The organism is Streptomyces sp. NPDC087845 (assembly GCF_044742755.1).
Lineage (GTDB): Bacteria > Actinomycetota > Actinomycetes > Streptomycetales > Streptomycetaceae > Streptomyces.
Genome location: NZ_JBIUVC010000001.1, coordinates 113,155 through 130,334, shown reverse-complemented (window position 1 = coordinate 130,334; position 17,180 = coordinate 113,155). Strand labels below are relative to the sequence as shown.

The window sequence follows — 17,180 nt, the reverse complement described above, 5'->3', positions numbered from 1 at the left end:
ACGAAGACCAAGAGGAGGCACTCCATGCGCGGAGCCACACAGGCCAAGTGGGCCGCATGCGCGGTGGCCGTCGCCCTGGCGGCGACGGCCTGTGGCGGCGGGGGCGGCGGCGGTGGTGGTGGCGGTGGGGCCGACGGAATGGTGAGTTCCTCCTGGGGTGACCCGCAGAACCCGCTGGAGCCCGCGAACACCAACGAGGTGCAGGGCGGCAAGGTCCTCGACATGATCTTCCGGGGGCTCAAGAGGTACGACCCGAAGACCGGCGCGGCCATGAACATGCTCGCCGAGAAAATCGACACCAAGGACAACCAGAACTTCACCATCACCGTGAAGGACGGCTGGACCTTCAGCAATGGCGAGAAGGTCACCGCGAAGTCGTTCGTGGACGCCTGGAACTACGGCGCCCTGCTGAAGAACAATCAGAAGAACGCGTATTTCTTCGGATACATCGACGGATACGACAAAGTTCACCCCGAATCCGGCAGCGCCCGCGCGAATACGCTCTCCGGGCTCAAGCTCGTCAACGACCGGACCTTCACGGTCAAGCTGACGCAGAAGTTCTCCCTGTGGCCCGACACCCTCGGCTACCCGGCCTTCGCGCCGCTGCCCAGGGCCTTCTTCACCGACCACGCCGCCTGGGTGTCCAAGCCGATCGGCAACGGCCCGTACACCATCGACAAGTACACCAAGGGCTCGTCGATGAACCTGCGCAGGTGGGACCAGTACCCCGGGGCCGACAAGGCGCAGAACGGCGGCATCGACCTCAAGGTCTACACCGACAACAACACCGCCTACACCGACCTGACGGCCGGCAACCTCGACCTCGTCGACGACGTGCCCGCCTCCCAGTTGAAGAACGTCAAGGCGGACCTGGGCGACCGGTACATCAACACCCCGGCCGGCATCATCCAGACCCTCGCCTTCCCCTTCTACGACAAGAAGTGGAACACCCCCGGCGGCATCAAGGTCCGCCAGGGGCTGTCGATGGCGATCAACCGCGAGCAGATCACCCGTCAGATCTTCCAGAACACCCGCACACCCGCCTCCGACTGGACGTCCCCGGTCCTCGGTGCGAACGGCGGCTTCAAGGAGGGGCTGTGCGGCGCGCCCTGCGAGTACAACGCGGCGAACGCCAAGAAGCTGATCCAGGAGGGCGGCGGCATCCCCGGCGGCCAGCTCAAGATCTCGTACAACGCGGACACCGGCTCCCACAAGGAGTGGGTCGACGCCGTCTGCAACAGCATCAACAAGGTGATGGGCAACAACAAGGCGTGCGTCGGCGGCCCGGTCGGCACCTTCGCCGACTTCCGCAGCCAGGTCTCCCAGCAGAGGCTGAACGGCGCCTGGCGGGCCGGCTGGCAGATGGACTACCCGCTGATCCAGAACTTCCTGCAGCCGGTGTACTACACCGACGCCTCCTCCAACGACGGCAAGTGGAGCAGCAAGAAGTTCGACGGCCTGGTCGACAAGGCCAACGCGGAGTCCGACAAGGCCAAGGCCGTCTCGACCTTCCAGGACGCGGAGAGGGTCCTGGTCGAGCAGATGCCCGTCATTCCGCTCTGGTACCAGAACGGCAGCGCCGGTTACTCGGACCGGATCTCCGACGTGGCGCTCAACCAGTTCAGCGTCCCGGTGTACGAGCAGATCAAGGTCAAGTGACCCGTTGAAGCCGGGGGCCGGTGCCAGGAACGGACGCACCGGCCACCCGGCTTCCGCGTCCCTCGACGCGTCGCTCCCCAGTCCCGAGCCTCTGACCCCCGCGACCCCCGGAGACCTTCATGGGACGCTATGTGATCCGGCGGCTGCTGCAGATGATCCCGGTCTTCTTCGGCGCCACGCTGTTGATCTTCCTCATGGTCAACGTGATGGGCGACCCCATCGCGGGCCTCTGCGGCGAACGCCAGTGCGATCCGGCGACCGCAGCCCAACTCCGGTCGGAATTCGGCCTCGACAAGCCCGTCTGGCAGCAGTACGCGACCTACATGGGCAACGTCTTCACCGGCGACTTCGGCACCGCGTTCAACGGGCAGAAGGTCACCGAGCTGATGGGCGCCGCCTTCCCCGTGACCATCCGGCTCACCGTCGTCGCGATCGTCTTCGAGATCGTCATCGGCATCAGCCTCGGCGTCGTCACCGGCCTGCGCCGCGGCCGCCCCGTCGACACCACCGTGCTCATCCTCACCCTGGTCGTCATCTCCATCCCGACCTTCGTCACCGGTCTGCTGCTCCAGCTCCTCCTCGGCGTGGAGTGGGGCGTCATCAAGCCCTCCGTCTCACCGGAGGCGCCCTTCAACGAGCTCCTCGTCCCGGGACTGGTCCTGGCCTCGGTCTCGCTGGCGTACGTCACCCGGCTCACCCGGACCTCGATCGCCGAGAACGCCCGCGCCGACTACGTCCGTACCGCCGTCGCCAAGGGCCTGCCCGGTCGGCGCGTCGTCGTCCGGCACCTGCTGCGCAACTCACTGATCCCCGTCGTCACCTTCATCGGTACGGACGTGGGCGCCCTGATGGGCGGGGCGATCGTCACCGAGCGGATCTTCAACATCCATGGCGTCGGCTACCAGCTCTACCAGGGCATCCTGCGCCAGAACTCCCAGACCGTCGTCGGGTTCGTCACCATCCTGGTCCTCGTCTTCCTGGCGGCGAACCTGATCGTCGACCTGCTGTACGCCGTACTCGACCCGAGGATCCGCTATGCCTGAGCAGACACCGGACGAGGCGATCTCACCGGCCGGAGCGGGAGGCGTGATGGACCTGGCCCTGGAAGAAGGCACGACCCTCGAAAGGACGCCGGGCGGCCCCGAGGGCACCGGCCCCGCCGAGAAGCCGCGCAGCCTGTGGTCCGACGCCTGGCGGGACCTGCGCCGCAACCCGGTCTTCATCATCTCCGCGCTGATCATCCTCTTCCTCGTGGTCATCTCGATCTGGCCGTCGCTGATCGCCGACCAGGACCCCCTGAACTGCGACCTGGGCAAGGCGCAGCAGGGCTCTCAGCCCGGTCACCCCTTCGGTTTCGACGGGCAGGGCTGCGACGTCTACACCCGTACCGTCTACGGGGCCAGGAACTCGGTCACCGTCGGCGTCTGCGCCACGCTGGGCGTCACCCTGCTCGGCGGCCTCCTCGGCGGCCTGGCAGGCTTCTTCGGCGGCTGGTGGGACTCGGTCCTCTCCCGCCTGACCGATGTCTTCTTCGGCATCCCGGTGGTCCTCGGCGGCCTGGTCTTCCTCTCCGTGGTCACCAGCGCCACCGTCTGGCCGGTGATCGGCTTCATCGTGCTGCTGGGCTGGCCGCAGATCGCCCGCATCGCCCGGGGCTCCGTGATCACCGCCAAACAGAACGACTACGTACAGGCGGCCCGCGCGCTGGGCGCCTCCAACGCCCGGATGATGCTGCGCCACATCACCCCGAACGCCGTCGCGCCGGTGATCGTCGTCGCGACCATCGCACTCGGTACGTACATCTCGCTGGAGGCGACCCTCTCGTTCCTCGGTGTCGGCCTGAAACCGCCGGCCGTCTCCTGGGGCATCGACATCTCCGCCGCGTCCCAGTACATCCGCAACGCCCCGCACATGCTGCTCTGGCCCGCCGGAGCGCTGGCGGTCACCGTGCTCGCGTTCATCATGCTCGGCGACGCGGTGCGCGACGCCCTCGACCCCAAGCTGCGCTGAGGAGCCCGCTGCCATGTTGCTCGAAGTGCGCGATCTGCACGTGGAGTTCCACACCCGCGACGGGGTGGCCAGAGCCGTCAACGGAGTCGACTACTCGGTGGCCGAGGGCGAGACGCTGGCCGTCCTCGGCGAGTCCGGCTCCGGGAAGTCGGTCACGGCGCAGGCGATCATGGGGATTCTCGACATGCCCCCGGGAAGGATCGGCGGCGGCGAGATCCTCTTCAAGGGCCGCGATCTGCTGAAGATGAGGAAGGACGAGCGCCGGAAGATCCGCGGCCAGGAGATGGCCATGATCTTCCAGGACGCGCTCTCCTCCCTCAACCCCGTGCTCAGCGTGGGGGAGCAGCTCGGGGAGATGTTCGTCGTCCACCGCGGGATGTCCCACAAGGACGCCAGGCTGAAGGCCGTCGAGCTGATGGACCGGGTCCGCATCCCGGCCGCGAAGGAGCGCGTGGGGAACTACCCGCACCAGTTCTCCGGCGGCATGCGCCAGCGCATCATGATCGCCATGGCGATGGCGCTGGAACCCTCGCTGATCATCGCCGACGAACCCACCACGGCTCTCGACGTGACCGTCCAGGCCCAGGTGATGGACCTGCTCGCCGAGCTCCAGCGCGAACTGAACATGGGCCTGATCCTGATCACCCACGACCTCGGCGTGGTCGCGGACGTCGCCGACCACATCGCCGTGATGTACGCGGGCCGGATCGTCGAGACCGCCCCCGTCCACGAGATCTACCGGGCACCCGCCCACCCGTACACCAAGGGCCTGCTCCGGTCGATCCCGCGCCTGGACCAGAAGGGCCAGGAGCTGTACGCGATCAAGGGCCTCCCGCCCAATCTGCTGCACATCCCGCCCGGCTGCGCCTTCCATCCGAGATGCCCGCTGGCCCAGGAGGTCTGCCGGGGCGAGGTGCCGCCGCTGTTCGAGGTGGCCGAGCACCGCGAGAGCGCCTGCTACTTCTGGAAGGAGACGCTCGATGCGCGCTGAACCGGGGAGCACCCGCGCGGGCGGCGAACCCATTCTGGAGGTCCGCGACCTGGTCAAGCACTATCCGCTGACCCAGGGCATCCTGATCAAGAAGCAGATCGGCGCCGTCAAGGCGGTCGACGGGGTCTCCTTCGACCTGGCGGCGGGCGAGACGCTCGGCATCGTGGGGGAGTCGGGCTGCGGCAAGTCGACCGTGGCCCGGATGCTGGTGCACCTGGAACAGCCGACGGCCGGGGCGATCAGGTACAAGGGCGAGGACATCACCAAGCTGTCGGGGCGCGCCCTGAAGGCCGTGCGCCGCAACATCCAGATGGTGTTCCAGGACCCGTACACCTCCCTCAACCCCCGGATGACGGTCGGCGACATCATCGGGGAGCCGTACGAGATCCACTCCGAGGTGGCCCCGAAGGGCGACCGGCGGCGCAGGGTCCAGGACCTGCTGGACGTCGTCGGGCTCAACCCGGAGTACATCAACCGCTATCCGCACCAGTTCTCCGGCGGCCAGCGCCAGCGCATCGGCATCGCCCGCGGCCTCGCGCTCAACCCCGAGATCATCGTCGCCGACGAACCCGTCTCCGCCCTCGACGTCTCCGTGCAGGCCCAGGTCGTCAACCTGCTGGACCGGCTCCAGGCGGAGTTCGCGCTGAGCTACGTCTTCATCGCGCACGACCTGTCGATCGTCCGGCACATCTCCGACCGGGTCGGCGTGATGTACCTGGGGCGGATCGTCGAGATCGGCACGGACGAGCAGATCTACGACCACCCCACGCACCCGTACACCCAGGCCCTGCTGTCCGCCGTCCCCGTGCCGGACCCGATGGCCCGCGAGCACCGGGAGCGGATCATCCTGCACGGCGACGTCCCCTCACCCGCCCATCCGCCCTCGGGCTGCCGTTTCCGCACCCGCTGCTGGAAGGCGCAGAAGCGGTGCGAACTGGAGGTGCCGCTGCTGGCGGTCCCGGCGGTCTTCCGGCTGGCGGACACACCGGCCGGTCACGACTCGGCCTGCCATTTCGCGGAGGAGAAGCAGGTGGTGCCGCCGGAGGGGCTGCTGGAGACGCCGGGGGAGAAGGGGGCGCAGGAGGCGGAGGACGACCACGAGGCGGGCCCCTCGGACGCCGTGGAGCGGGAGGACGGGCCGCCGCCCTCGGGGAGCAGCCGGGTCCGCTGACCGCGGATACGGCAACGCGTGGGAAACCCGGCCGTCCCACCTCCGGCACACAAGCGCGCCACCATGGCCGCCGTACGGCCGTGCGGGTGCCGTGAACCGGCCGGGGGGCCGTCAAGTCCCCCCGGCCGGTTGCCCGTTCGCGCACCTTCCGGGCGGCCCTCTTGTCCGGCGGGCGGGGACGGGGGAACATCGCTCGCGTGACAGTCACGCGCGGAGCGAGGATCACCGGCGCCGTTCTCTGCGCCCTGCTCGCGGTGATCGTCGCGGGCTGGCTCGTACGGGACGTCAGGGCGGTCGACGACCCCGGCCAGTTGTGGCGGCACTGGGCCGGCTCCTACGAGGGGCGCCCGGCCGCGCTGCCCGCCACCTCGGCCGACGACGTGATGCTGCTCGTGGCGTACCTCGTCGCCGCCGTCGCCGCCCTGCGGTCCTCGGTGGCCGCAACCGCGCTGGTCGCCACCGGAGTGGTGACCCTCGCCGTGCGGCTCCCCGGGCTCTGGAACATCGGTGAGTCCCGGATGGAGGCCGGGTACTCCGACGACCTCCGCACCCGTGCTCTGGTCTGCGCCTTCGCGGCCCTCGCGGCGGGGATCGCGCTGATCATCGTCGTGGGGGCCGGCCGCCGGCCGGCGCGCGACAGCTCCGAGGCCGCCCCGACCCGTCCGGGCCAGGGCGCCGGGGTGACGGCCTTCCTGTTGCTGGGCGCCGCGGGAGCGGTCGTGATCGCCTGGGAGATCCGCCAGGCCGTGCGGTTCCCCGAGATCTACCCCGACTGGTACCTGGGCGGGGACCGGGTGTTCCAGGGACTGATCGACCCGCCGCCCGGCTGGAGCGGCGCGGTCCTCGCGCTGCTCTGCCTGTACGCGGCGACGAGCGCGCTCTGCCGCGCCGTGCACGCGCGGCCGTTCGGCCTGATCGCGGCCGGTGGGCTGCTGTCCGGCGGGGCGCTGGGGGTGGCCCGCGCCGTGCACTACGAGTTCCTGGGCCACTTCGGCGATCTGCCGGTCGAGGAGCAACTCACGGTGCTGACCTGGTTCTTCGAAGTGATCGCCGGTGCGGTGGTGCTCATCGTGCTGGCCCGGCGGGGCACCGCCGGCACCCCCGCCCCGCACCACCAGGGCTATGGGCAGGGGTACGGCGGTCCGCGGCCCGGCGTCTTCGGCCCGCCGCCCCCGTCCCAGCCGCCTCCGGGCTGGTGACGGGCGCGGCCGGACGAGACCGCCGGTCACCCCGGCCAGGTCACCGCGGCAGTTCCAACGACCGCTTCAGGAAGTCCACTTGGAGCAGCAGCAGATTCTCCGCCACCTGCTCCTGCGGCGTCATGTGCGTCACCCCGCTGAGCGGCAGCACCTCGTGCGGGCGCCCCGCCGAGAGCAGCGCCGACGACAGCCTGAGCGAGTGCGCGACCACCACGTTGTCGTCCGCCAGACCATGGATGATCATCATCGGCCGGACCTGGTCCGCGGCCTCGGAGAGCCCCTCGTCCGTCAGCACCGAGTTGCGCGCGTACACCTCCGGCCGCTCGGCCGGGTCGCCGAGGTAGCGCTCGGTGTAGTGGGTGTCGTACAGCCGCTGGTCGGTCACCGGCGCGCCCACCACCGCCGCGTGGAAGACATCGGGCCGCCGCAGCACGGCCAGCGCCGCCAGGTACCCGCCGAACGACCAGCCGCGGATCGCCACCTTGCCGAGGTCCAGCGGGAAGCGCCCGGCCAGGGCGTGCAGCGCCTCGATCTGGTCGTCCACGCTGAGGACGAGATTGTCCTTGACGGCCTTCTCCCAGCCCGGTGAACGCCCCGGCGTGCCGCGGCCGTCCGCGACGACCACCGCGAAGCCCTGATCGGCGAACCACTGCGACGTCAGATGCGGATTGTGGGCGGCGACCACCCGGCGTCCGTGCGGTCCGCCGTACGGATCCATGAGCACCGGAAGAGGGCCGTCCGACTCCTGGTACCCGTCGGGGAGCAGCACGGCGCACGGAATTCGCCGTGCGCCCCCTTCGGTGAGGCGGACCCGCGCCGACAGCACCGGCTCCTGCGCGAAGCTCGCGACGGTGGCGATCCGCTTGCCGTCCCGGAGCACCTCGGTGCGGGCCCCCGGCTGCTCCAGGGAATGCGAGACCAGCACCGTCACCCCGCCCGAGCGGACGGCCGAATGCACTCCCGCCCCTTCGGAGACCCGCTCGACGCCCAGTTCGTTGACCCGGTACACATGGGTCTCGCCGATCTCCGGATCCGCGGCCTCCTCGCCCGCCGACGCCGCCACCAGGACATCCGACTCACCGATGTCCAGGACCGCCCGGAGCTGCAACTGCGCCCCGGTCAGCAGCCGGTCGCCGACCGCGAGCACCCGCGCCCCGCCCTCGTCGGCGATCCGCACGAGCCGCCCGTCCGGCGCCCAGGCGGGCACACCGGGGAAGATTTCCAGCCACACCGGGTCCTCGTCCACATGGACCGTCCGCGTCGTACCGGTCTCCGTGTCCACCGCGAGGAAGAGCTGGCTCTGCTGGTCACGGGCCTGTACGAGGAGCAGCGGAGCCCCGGCCGACGACCAGTGCACCTGGGCCAGGTACGGATGGCGAGCCCGGTCCCAGACAACTTCCGTACGGGTGCCGTCCAGCCCCGCCACGAAGAGCCGCACCTCGGCATTGGGCGTCCCCGCCGCCGGGTAGGCCACCTCGGCCGGCCGGCGGTCCGGGTGCGCGGGATCCGCGATCCACCACCGCTGCACGGGGCTGTCGTCGACCCGGGCGACCAGCAGCCGGTCCGAGTCCGGCGACCACCAGAAGCCCCGTGAACGCTGCATCTCCTCGGCCGCGATGAACTCCGCGAGGCCGTACGAGACGCCTTCCCCCTCCGGCTCCGCGAGCGCCCGGTCCCCGTCGCCCCCGGCGCCCACGACGCGCAGCGCGCCCTTGGACACGTACGCGATGTGGCGCCCGTCCGGCGACGGCCGCGGGTCGATCACCGGGCCGGGCACCGGCAGCGCCCGCGCCGTACCCGCCCGCAGCTCCGCGACGTACACCTTCCCGGAGAGCGCGAACGCGGCCAACTCGGCCGCCGCGTCGACCGCGTAGCCGACGATCCCCGAGGAGCCCTCGCGGCTGCGCTCGCGCCGGGCCCGCTCCTGGGCCGACAGCCGCTCCGCCGAACCGCCCAGCAGGGCCCCGGGATCGGCGACGACCCGCTCCTTCGGGGTGCCGCCCTCCGGCAGGTCCAGCACCCACAACCGGCCCGACCGGTCCGTGCCCGAGTCCGACCGCAGGAAGATCACCCGCTCACCGTCGGGTGACACGGTGAACGCACGGGGAGCGCCGAGGGTGAACCGCATGGTCTTGGCATGCTGGCGGGGAAATGAGATCTTCTGCGAAGTCATGGGCCCGAACCTAGTCCCCGACCGCCCGGTCGTGCGCCCCTCGTGCTGCTGTGCCCCGATCAATGCGGGGCGACGGATAGTTATGATCCGTAGCGCTCGGTGGGTATGAACCTGCTGGCTCCATGTGTGCTGCCCGACCCGACCGTACTGATGGAGGTGAACCGCCGTGGCACTCTCGATTTCGGCGGTGGTGCTGCTGGCGATCGTCGTCTTCCTGCTGATCCGGAAATCCGGACTGAAGGGCGGACATGCGGTGGTCTGCGCGCTGCTCGGTTTCTATCTCGCCAGCTCGTCCATTGCGCCCAGCATCTCGAACCTGACCACGAACGTGGCAGGCATGATCGGAAGCCTCAAGTTCTGAGACCCGGCTCGTCGCCGGCCGGTCCGCGGGCACGGTCGGTTCCCGAGGCGCTCGGCTCGTAGGGTGGTCCCCATGACGGACCATCCCGCCCGGCGTCTGCTTCTGGTGCACGCGCACCCCGACGACGAGTCGATCAACAACGGCGCCACCATGGCCAGGTATGCGGCCGAGGGTGCCCAGGTGACCCTGGTGACCTGCACGCTCGGCGAGGAGGGCGAGATCATCCCGCCCGCCCTCGCCCATCTCGCGGCGGACCGGGAGGACGCCCTGGGCCCGCACCGCCGTGGTGAACTCGCCGCGGCGATGAAGGAACTCGGGGTCGCCGACCACCGCCTCCTCGGCGGCCCCGGCCGCTTCCGCGACTCCGGAATGATGGGCGCGGAGCAGAACCACCGCCCCGGCGCCTTCTGGGACGCGGACGTGGACGACGCAGCCGGGTACCTCGTAGAGGTGATTCGCTCGGTGCGCCCGCAGGTCCTCGTCACGTACGACCCCGACGGCGGCTACGGGCACCCCGACCACATCCAGGCGCACCGCGTCGCGATGCGCGCCGCCGAGCTCGCCGCCGACCCCGCGTACCGCCCCGGACCGGACGCCCCGCACACCATCGCCAAGATCTACTGGAACCGGTTGCCGCGCCCGGTCGCCGAAGAGGGCTTCGCGCGCCTGCGGGAGACGGCGCCGGACGCCTTCCCGGGGATCGCCACCATCGACGACGTACCGGGTGTGGTCGACGACACGAGGATCACCGCGCGGATCGACTGCTCGGCCCACGGGGCCGCCAAGAGCGCCGCGATGCGGGCCCACGTCACCCAGATCACCGTGAACGGCCCCTTCTTCGCCCTCTCCAACGACCTCGGCCAGCCCGTCTTCACCACCGAGTACTACGAGTTGGCGCGCGGTGTCTCCGGGGCGCCCCAAGGGGCCCGCGAGGACGACCTGTTCGCCGGGGTACCGGGAGCCGACGTACTGGGAGCGGACACGCCGGGAGCGGAGCGATGAGCGGCGGCAAGCAGCGCGCGCCGCGCACCGGAACGCCCTCCGGGGGCGTCCCGGGCACCGGCCTCGCCGCGCCCCTCGACCCCGGCCGGATCGCCGTCTACGTGGGTCTCGCCGTCCTGGGTGCGCTGGTCGGGATCGCCGGGGCACTGGTCCAAGCCGCGTGGTTCCCCGCCGGATTGCTGCTCGCACTGCTCGCGTGCGCCGGACTGTTCTACGGCGGGCGCTGTGTCTTCGGCACCCAGCTCGGCGCCCTGGCGCCGGCCGCGGGCTGGCTGATTTCGATCGTTGTGCTGCTCGGCGGGCGGCCGGAGGGCGACTATGTCTTCGGCGATGAACTGGGCCTCACCCTCTTCATGCTGGGCGGGATGGCCGTCGCTGTGATCTGTGCCACCATGTCGCGGTCGCCCCGGCCGGGCACCGACAGCGGCCGGCCTGGCAAGTAAAGTGCCACGTCCGATCCCGTAATGCCCTTTGCCCGTCCGGTGGTCGCGCAGTCGTTTCCCCCGGTCGCGGGGTGTCTGTCGGCGGCGGCCAGTATGGTGGTTCGCGCGCCGAGCCGTCCCCTGGCCTGCGGCATGGGGGAAGTACGGGCGGCGGAGCCAATCGGGAGAACCTGCTTTGAGTCGTGAAACTGACAGTTCGTCCTCCGGGCCCCAGGGGCGCGGAGGAGCCGCGTACCCCTCGGGGACGCCGCCGTACGGATCCCGCCAGTATCCGTCGCTGCACCCTTCGCAGGACGCCCCGGAGGGGGCCCCGGAGCCTGCGGATCCGCCTCGGTCCGAAGAGCCGAGGACCGAGACGACGCTGACGACGCGGATCCGGATCAACATTCCGGGCTCGCGCCCCATCCCGCCCGTCGTCATGCGTACGCCGATGAGCGACGCCGACACCAGCGAGTCCGAGCGCACCAGCAGCATCCCGCGCCCCGGCGCGCCCGCGCCGGGCGGTGCGTCGGACGCGCCCGACGCCGCACCGGCCGCCGAGGCGCGAGCCGGATCGGCGACCGCGGAACCGGCTGCCGAGAAGCCGGCCAGGGAGAAGAGCGGCAGCGACTGGTTCGCCCCGCGCAAGGCCCCCGCGAACACCTCGGTCGTCGGCGGCGGCGCGCCGGGTGGCGCCGACGGCTCCCAGGACGCCGCGCCCACCCCGCCCCGCGCCGACCTGCCGTACTTCTCGGACGGTCCGCAGCACACCGCCGACCAGGACGCGCCGCGTCCCGGCAGTGCTCTCGACGAGTACGGCCCCCGTGCGTCCACGGGGCCCGCCTCCGGCGGTGCGCGCCCCACGCCGAACCTCGGAGTGCGTACGCCGGGCCCCGCCGGACCCACCGCGGGCCCGGTCACCGGCACCTCGTCCCTGACTCCGAACCTCGACGGGACGGCCGGTCCGGGTGGCCTGGGCTCCGGCGGTCCGGCGGGTCCGCAGGGACCCGGTGCCCCCGGTGGCGCGCCCCCGCGGATGTCCGACGACACGGCGGTGCTGACGCCCCAGTTCGCGGCCCCGGCCCCGGCCTCCGCCGGGCCCGGCGGCAATGTCTCCGGTGACACGCTGACCAGCGGCATCCCGGTCGTCCCGCCGGAGCGCCGCTCGCCGTCCCCGTTCGCGGGCGGGCCCGGTGGCGGAGGCCCCGGCCTGACGCCCCGTGTCGCGGACGACGCGATGGGCACCGGCCCGACCGGACCGGGCGGTCCCGCCGCCTCGTCGGCCACTCCCGCCGCCCGCCCCGCCCCGGCGGCTCCGGCCCCGAAGAAGAAGGGCCGTTCCAAGCTGGTCCTCCTCTGCGCCGGTGCCGTCGCCCTGCTCGGTGTCGCGTACGGCGCCGGGCTGCTGATGAACCACGCCGACGTACCCAAGGGCACCACGGTCCTCGGTGTCGACATCGGCGGAGGCACGAAGGAGGAGGGCGTCGCGAAGCTGGACGCCGCCCTCGGCAAGCGCGCCGAGGCACCCCTCCAGCTGTCCGTGAACGGCAAGAAGACCGAGCTCGCACCGGACAGGGCGGGGCTCGGCCTGGACAGCCAGGAGACCGTGCGCTCGGCTGCGGGCAGCGACTACAACCCGCTCTCCGTCATCGGCTCCCTCTTCGGTGGCAAGCGCGTCGTCGACCCGGTGATCCCGGTCGACGAGGAGAAGCTCGGTGTCGCGCTGACGGATCTGGCGGGCGTCTCCGGCTCGGCCAGCGACGGCACGATCCGTTTCGAGCCGGGCAAGGCCGTCGCGGTACCCGGCAAATCGGGCAAGGCGCTGGACGTCAACCAGTCGATGATCTCGGTGCGCGACGCGTACCGGGCGCAGGTGCAGACCGGCCGGTCGGAGACCGTCCAACTGCCTGTCACCACCCGCGAACCCACCATCGACCAGGCCGAACTGGACCGGGCGATGAAGGAGTTCGCGAAGCCCGCGATGTCCGGACTGATCGTGATCCAGGCCGGTCCCAAGCAGATCCCGTTCGGTCCGGACCGGTCGCTGCCGAAGATCCTCACGATGGTGCCGATCAAGGGCCGGCTGGTCGAGCACTACGACAAGAAGGCCATCGACGCCCTCTGCGACGGCGTCTTCGACGGTGTCATGATCACCAAGGGCGACGGCAAGAAGCACCAGCTCGGCGCGGACGACGTGGCGGCCGCCATGCAGACGGCGCTGAAGGGCAAGACCACCGCCGAACGGACCGTCAGGATCCCGCTCGACGGCAACGGATAACTGCCCGCCACGGCGAACCGCACCGTGCACCCGCCCCCGGCCGGACCCCCGGCCGGGGGCGGCGCCGTGCGCGGCGGGCGCGCACCCCCAGAGGGCCGTGCGGCAGGGGCCGTGAGGCAGGGACGGGCAGTAGGGACCGGCGGCAGGGGGGCGCCACAGGACCGTGCAGCAGGCCCCGCGACGGACCCCGCGACAGGGCTTCGGGCACCCGCCCCGCAGCGGCGTCACATGCTCCGCATGACATCTGTCATCCCGTTTCCGCGACGTGCGGCCCTGCCGGACGCACCGCCCGCTCCGCCACGCTGGACGCATGACAACGACAGCTCGCGAGACCACCGGAGCGAAGACCGCCGCGGTCCGCTTCGACCAGGTCAGCAAGGCGTACGGAGCGGTACGCGCCGTCGACGGACTCACCCTCGACCTGCACCCCGGCGAGACCGTGGCGCTCCTCGGCCCCAACGGCGCCGGAAAGTCCTCCACCCTGGATCTGCTGCTCGGCCTGCGCACCGCGGACTCCGGGTCGGTCCGGATCTTCGGCACCACCCCGCAGGGCGCCATCGCCGCCGGCCGCGTCGGCGCGATGCTGCAGACCGGCGGCCTGATGGAGGACGTCACCGTCGAGGAACTGGTCGGCCTCGCCTGCGATCTGCACCCCAGGCCCTACCCCGTGGGCGAGGTGCTGTCCCGGGCCGGTGTCGCGCAGATCGCCGACCGCATGGTCAACAAGCTGTCCGGCGGCCAGGAGCAGCGCGTACGGTTCGCGCTCGCCACCGCCGGGGCCAACGACCTGATCGTCCTCGACGAACCGACCACCGGCATGGACGTCACCGCCCGCCAGGCCTTCTGGGCCACCATGCGCGAGCAGGCCGATCAGGGCCGCACCGTCCTGTTCGCCACCCACTACCTCGAAGAGGCCGACGTGATCGCCGACCGCGTCCTCGTCCTCCACAAGGGCCGGCTGCTGGCCGACGGCACCGCCGCCGAGATCAAGGCGAAAGCCGGGGCCCGCCGGATCTCCTTCGAGCTGGAGGGCCCGGTCGACGAAGCGGCCCTGCGCGGGCTGCCGTTCCTCACCACGCTCGACATCACCGGCAACCGGGTCCGCATCCAGTCGCACAACGCCGACGCGACCGTCCACGCGGTCTACGGGCTCGGCCTCTACCCGCGCGAACTCGAAGTCGCGGGACTCGGCCTGGAGCAGGCCTTCGTCGCCATCACCGAGGCCGAGGAGGCCAGGACCGCATGCTGAATTTCTTCTCGTGGACGCTGATCAGGCTCGAAGTGACCCGCACCCTGCGGAACAAGAAGTTCATGTTCTTCTCGGTCGTCTACCCGTCGGTTATCTACCTGCTGATCTCCGGCACGCAGAACACCACGGACAAGGTCCCGAACAGCGACCTCACCCTCCAGGCCTTCTTCATGGTCTCGATGGCCTCCTTCGGCGCGCTGACCGCCGTCCTCATGGGCAACAGCGAACGCATCGCCAAGGAGCGCGAGAAGGGCTGGGTCCGCCAGCTGCGGCTCACCGCACTGCCCAGCCGCGGCTACGTCCTGGCGAAGATCGCCAGCGCGGCGATGGTCACCCTGCCCTGCATCGTGGTCGTGTTCCTGGTCGCCGCCGCCGTCAAGCACGTACGGCTGGAGACCTGGCAGTGGTTCGCGCTGGCCGGAGTCATCTGGGCCGGTTCGCTGGTCTTCGCCGCGCTCGGGGTCGCCATCGGCTACCTCGCCAGCGGTGACGCGGTCCGCCCGATCACGATGATCATCTACTTCGGGCTCTCCATCCTCGGCGGCCTGTGGATGCCCAGCGCGACCTTCCCGCAGTGGCTCCAGAACATTTCCGAATGGCTGCCCACACACGCGTACGCTGCTCTCGGCCAGGCGATCGAAATGGGCGGGTCGCCGCACGCCAAGGACGTTGCCATCCTCTGCGTCTACTTCCTGATCTTCTCGGGTGGAGCGGCCTGGCTCTACCGGAAGGACACCCTGAAGGCGTGAACGACGAGGAGGAGTACGTGGGCACCGGGCTCCCGCCCACCGGCCGCCGACAGGTCTGGATCAAACTGCTCTGGATCGGTATCTGGCTCGCGTTCCTGGGCGCACCGGTCACGGACCTGGCCGACGGCGGCCACACGCCGTGGGGCACCGCGCTGGGCGTACTCGGCCTGGTGGTCTTCGTCGGCGCGTATCTGGTGCTGGTCTTCCGCCACACGGCGAAGGCCCTCGACCGGCGCGTCGTCCAGTCCGCCCTCGCCTTCCTCGGCGCCCTCGCCGTCACCCTCTCCCTGACGCTCGGCACCGCGTGGCTGGTCCTCTTCGTGTACGTGGCGGTCTCCGTCGGCGCCACGCTGCCGCTGCGCACCGCCCGCTGGCTGATTCCCGTGGTCACCGCCGTCCTGGTGCTCATCGGCTTCGTCGACGGGCACTCCCGCGAGATCATCACCGCCCTGGTCTTCCCCGCTCTGCTCGGCGGGTTCGCGATGACCGGCGTACGGCAGATGATCCGCACGACGATCCAGCTCCGCGAGGCCCGCGCGACCGTCGCCCAGCTCGCCGCCAACGAGGAGCGGCTGAGGCTCGCCCGGGATTTGCACGATCTGCTCGGCCACTCGCTCTCGCTCATCACGCTCAAGAGCGAACTGGCCGGGCGGATGCTTCCCGACCACCCGGAGCAGGCGGCCGCGCAGGTCGCCGACATCGAACAGGTCAGCCGCCAGGCCCTGGTCGACGTACGCAGCGCCGTCACCGGCTACCGTCGGCCGACCCTCCCCGGCGAACTGGCCGGAGCCCGTACCGCACTCGCCGCCGCGGGCATCACCGCCGACGTCCCGGCCGAGGCCGCCGACGACCTCCCCGAGAAGCCGGAGGAGGCGCTCGCCTGGGCGCTGCGCGAAGCCGTCACCAATGTCGTGCGCCACAGCAGTGCCCGGCACTGCACGGTCGCCCTCGCCCCGCGCCAGACCCTCGACGGCAGGATCCTCGAACTCACCGTCGCGGACGACGGCGTCGGAGCCGCGGGTACGGAACCGGGCAACGGCCTCACCGGGATCGCCGAACGCCTGGCCACGGTCGACGGCACGCTGACCACCCGGTCCGGTACATCCCGTTCCGGTTCTGCTTCCGGATCCGGTAAAGGCTTCACCCTGACCTTGAGTGTCCCGCTCGGTTCCGGCCTAGGATCCACGGAATGAGCATGATCAGACTCCTCCTCGCCGAGGACCAGTCCATGGTGCGCGAGGCCCTCGCGGCACTCCTCGGTCTGGAACCCGACATCGAAGTGGTGGCCCAGGTCGCCCGCGGGGACGAGGTGCTGGCCGCGGCCCGCGAACACCGCATCGACGTGGCGCTCCTCGACATCGAGATGCCGGGTATGACCGGCATCGAGGCGGCGGCGGTCCTGCGGCGCGAACTCCCGGCCGTGAAGGTCGTCGTCGTCACCACCTTCGGCCGCCCCGGTTATCTGCGCCGGGCCATGGAGTCCGGCGCCGACGCCTTCCTGGTGAAGGACGCCCCGGCCTCCCAACTGGCGTCGGCGGTACGGAAGGTGCTCGCCGGGGAGCGGGTCATCGACCCCACCCTCGCGGCGGCCGCACTCGCCGACGGGGCGAACCCGCTCACCGACCGCGAACGCGATGTGCTGCGCGCCGCGGCGGACGGCTCCACCAACGCGGAGGTGGCGGCCGCGCTCCACCTCTCCCAGGGCACGGTCCGCAACTACCTCTCGACGGCGATCCAGAAGCTGGCGGTCCGCAACCGCGCGGAGGCCGTCCGCATCGCCCGCGAGAAGGGCTGGCTGTGACGCCTCCGTGTCTCCCACCGGAGTGAAGAGCCGCGGCGGTACGCGCGCGGTGCGGGGCCGGGACGGAAGCCGGTACGGGGCGGCACGGGCTCGGGGTCCGCGCCGCCCCGTACGG

The 17,180-nt window shown here is 71.0% G+C and carries 15 protein-coding genes; 14 read left to right on the top strand and 1 reads right to left on the bottom strand.

Annotation, left to right across the window (positions count from 1 at the left end):
- Window positions 1-24: 24 nt before the first annotated feature.
- The 6 genes from ACIOMQ_RS00575 (at window position 25) to ACIOMQ_RS00550 (ending at window position 7,030) form a co-directional block, all read left to right on the top strand.
- Window positions 25-1,659, top strand: a complete 1,635-nt coding sequence (locus ACIOMQ_RS00575) for an ABC transporter substrate-binding protein (RefSeq protein WP_362200381.1) — start codon at window positions 25-27, stop codon at window positions 1,657-1,659.
- 119 nt (window positions 1,660-1,778) lie between these two features.
- Window positions 1,779-2,702 carry an ABC transporter permease gene (locus ACIOMQ_RS00570; RefSeq protein ID WP_362200384.1) on the top strand — a complete coding sequence of 308 codons (924 nt, stop codon included), beginning with the start codon at window positions 1,779-1,781 and terminating at the stop codon, window positions 2,700-2,702.
- Window positions 2,695-3,669 carry an ABC transporter permease gene (locus tag ACIOMQ_RS00565; protein WP_362200387.1) on the top strand — a complete coding sequence of 325 codons (975 nt, stop codon included), beginning with the start codon at window positions 2,695-2,697 and terminating at the stop codon, window positions 3,667-3,669. Before ACIOMQ_RS00570 ends, ACIOMQ_RS00565 begins: the two co-directional genes overlap by 8 nt.
- Before the next feature lie 13 nt (window positions 3,670-3,682).
- Entirely contained in the window at window positions 3,683-4,660 is a 978-nt protein-coding gene (locus tag ACIOMQ_RS00560) for an ABC transporter ATP-binding protein (RefSeq protein WP_362200390.1), read from the top strand.
- On the top strand, window positions 4,650-5,831 hold the full coding sequence (locus tag ACIOMQ_RS00555; protein ID WP_402187370.1) for an ABC transporter ATP-binding protein: 1,182 nt from the start codon (window positions 4,650-4,652) through the stop codon (window positions 5,829-5,831). The genes ACIOMQ_RS00560 and ACIOMQ_RS00555 overlap by 11 nt, the downstream gene beginning before the upstream one ends.
- Before the next feature lie 197 nt (window positions 5,832-6,028).
- Window positions 6,029-7,030: a hypothetical protein gene (locus ACIOMQ_RS00550; protein WP_401261261.1), complete on the top strand. Its 1,002-nt coding sequence runs from the start codon at window positions 6,029-6,031 to the stop codon at window positions 7,028-7,030.
- Window positions 7,031-7,070: 40 nt separating this feature from the next.
- Here ACIOMQ_RS00550 and ACIOMQ_RS00545 read toward each other — a convergent pair whose 3' ends face one another.
- Window positions 7,071-9,203 (bottom strand): prolyl oligopeptidase family serine peptidase, encoded by a 2,133-nt coding sequence (locus tag ACIOMQ_RS00545; RefSeq protein WP_362200398.1) that lies wholly within the window; start codon window positions 9,201-9,203, stop codon window positions 7,071-7,073.
- A gap of 166 nt (window positions 9,204-9,369) precedes the next feature.
- Here ACIOMQ_RS00545 and ACIOMQ_RS00540 point away from each other — a divergent pair, with 166 nt between their 5' ends.
- The 8 genes from ACIOMQ_RS00540 (at window position 9,370) to ACIOMQ_RS00505 (ending at window position 17,065) form a co-directional block, all read left to right on the top strand.
- A complete protein-coding gene (locus ACIOMQ_RS00540) occupies window positions 9,370-9,564 on the top strand; it encodes a hypothetical protein (RefSeq protein WP_093896879.1) in 195 nt (64 codons plus the stop codon).
- A 72-nt stretch (window positions 9,565-9,636) separates the two neighbouring features.
- On the top strand, window positions 9,637-10,566 hold the full coding sequence (gene mshB / locus ACIOMQ_RS00535) for an N-acetyl-1-D-myo-inositol-2-amino-2-deoxy-alpha-D-glucopyranoside deacetylase (RefSeq protein ID WP_362200401.1): 930 nt from the start codon (window positions 9,637-9,639) through the stop codon (window positions 10,564-10,566).
- On the top strand, window positions 10,563-11,009 hold the full coding sequence (locus ACIOMQ_RS00530) for a DUF6113 family protein (RefSeq protein WP_362200404.1): 447 nt from the start codon (window positions 10,563-10,565) through the stop codon (window positions 11,007-11,009). The genes mshB and ACIOMQ_RS00530 overlap by 4 nt, the downstream gene beginning before the upstream one ends.
- Before the next feature lie 430 nt (window positions 11,010-11,439).
- Complete coding sequence (locus tag ACIOMQ_RS00525) at window positions 11,440-13,266, top strand: hypothetical protein (RefSeq protein ID WP_401938172.1); 1,827 nt, start codon at window positions 11,440-11,442, stop codon at window positions 13,264-13,266.
- Between the two features lie 310 nt (window positions 13,267-13,576).
- Window positions 13,577-14,515: an ABC transporter ATP-binding protein gene (locus ACIOMQ_RS00520; RefSeq protein WP_402187368.1), complete on the top strand. Its 939-nt coding sequence runs from the start codon at window positions 13,577-13,579 to the stop codon at window positions 14,513-14,515.
- Window positions 14,509-15,264 carry an ABC transporter permease gene (locus ACIOMQ_RS00515; protein WP_362200413.1) on the top strand — a complete coding sequence of 252 codons (756 nt, stop codon included), beginning with the start codon at window positions 14,509-14,511 and terminating at the stop codon, window positions 15,262-15,264. The genes ACIOMQ_RS00520 and ACIOMQ_RS00515 overlap by 7 nt, the downstream gene beginning before the upstream one ends.
- Window positions 15,261-16,457 (top strand): sensor histidine kinase, encoded by a 1,197-nt coding sequence (locus ACIOMQ_RS00510; RefSeq protein ID WP_402187366.1) that lies wholly within the window; start codon window positions 15,261-15,263, stop codon window positions 16,455-16,457. Before ACIOMQ_RS00515 ends, ACIOMQ_RS00510 begins: the two co-directional genes overlap by 4 nt.
- Complete coding sequence (locus tag ACIOMQ_RS00505; protein ID WP_362200419.1) at window positions 16,454-17,065, top strand: response regulator transcription factor; 612 nt, start codon at window positions 16,454-16,456, stop codon at window positions 17,063-17,065. Before ACIOMQ_RS00510 ends, ACIOMQ_RS00505 begins: the two co-directional genes overlap by 4 nt.
- The last annotated feature ends 115 nt before the right edge of the window (window positions 17,066-17,180 follow it).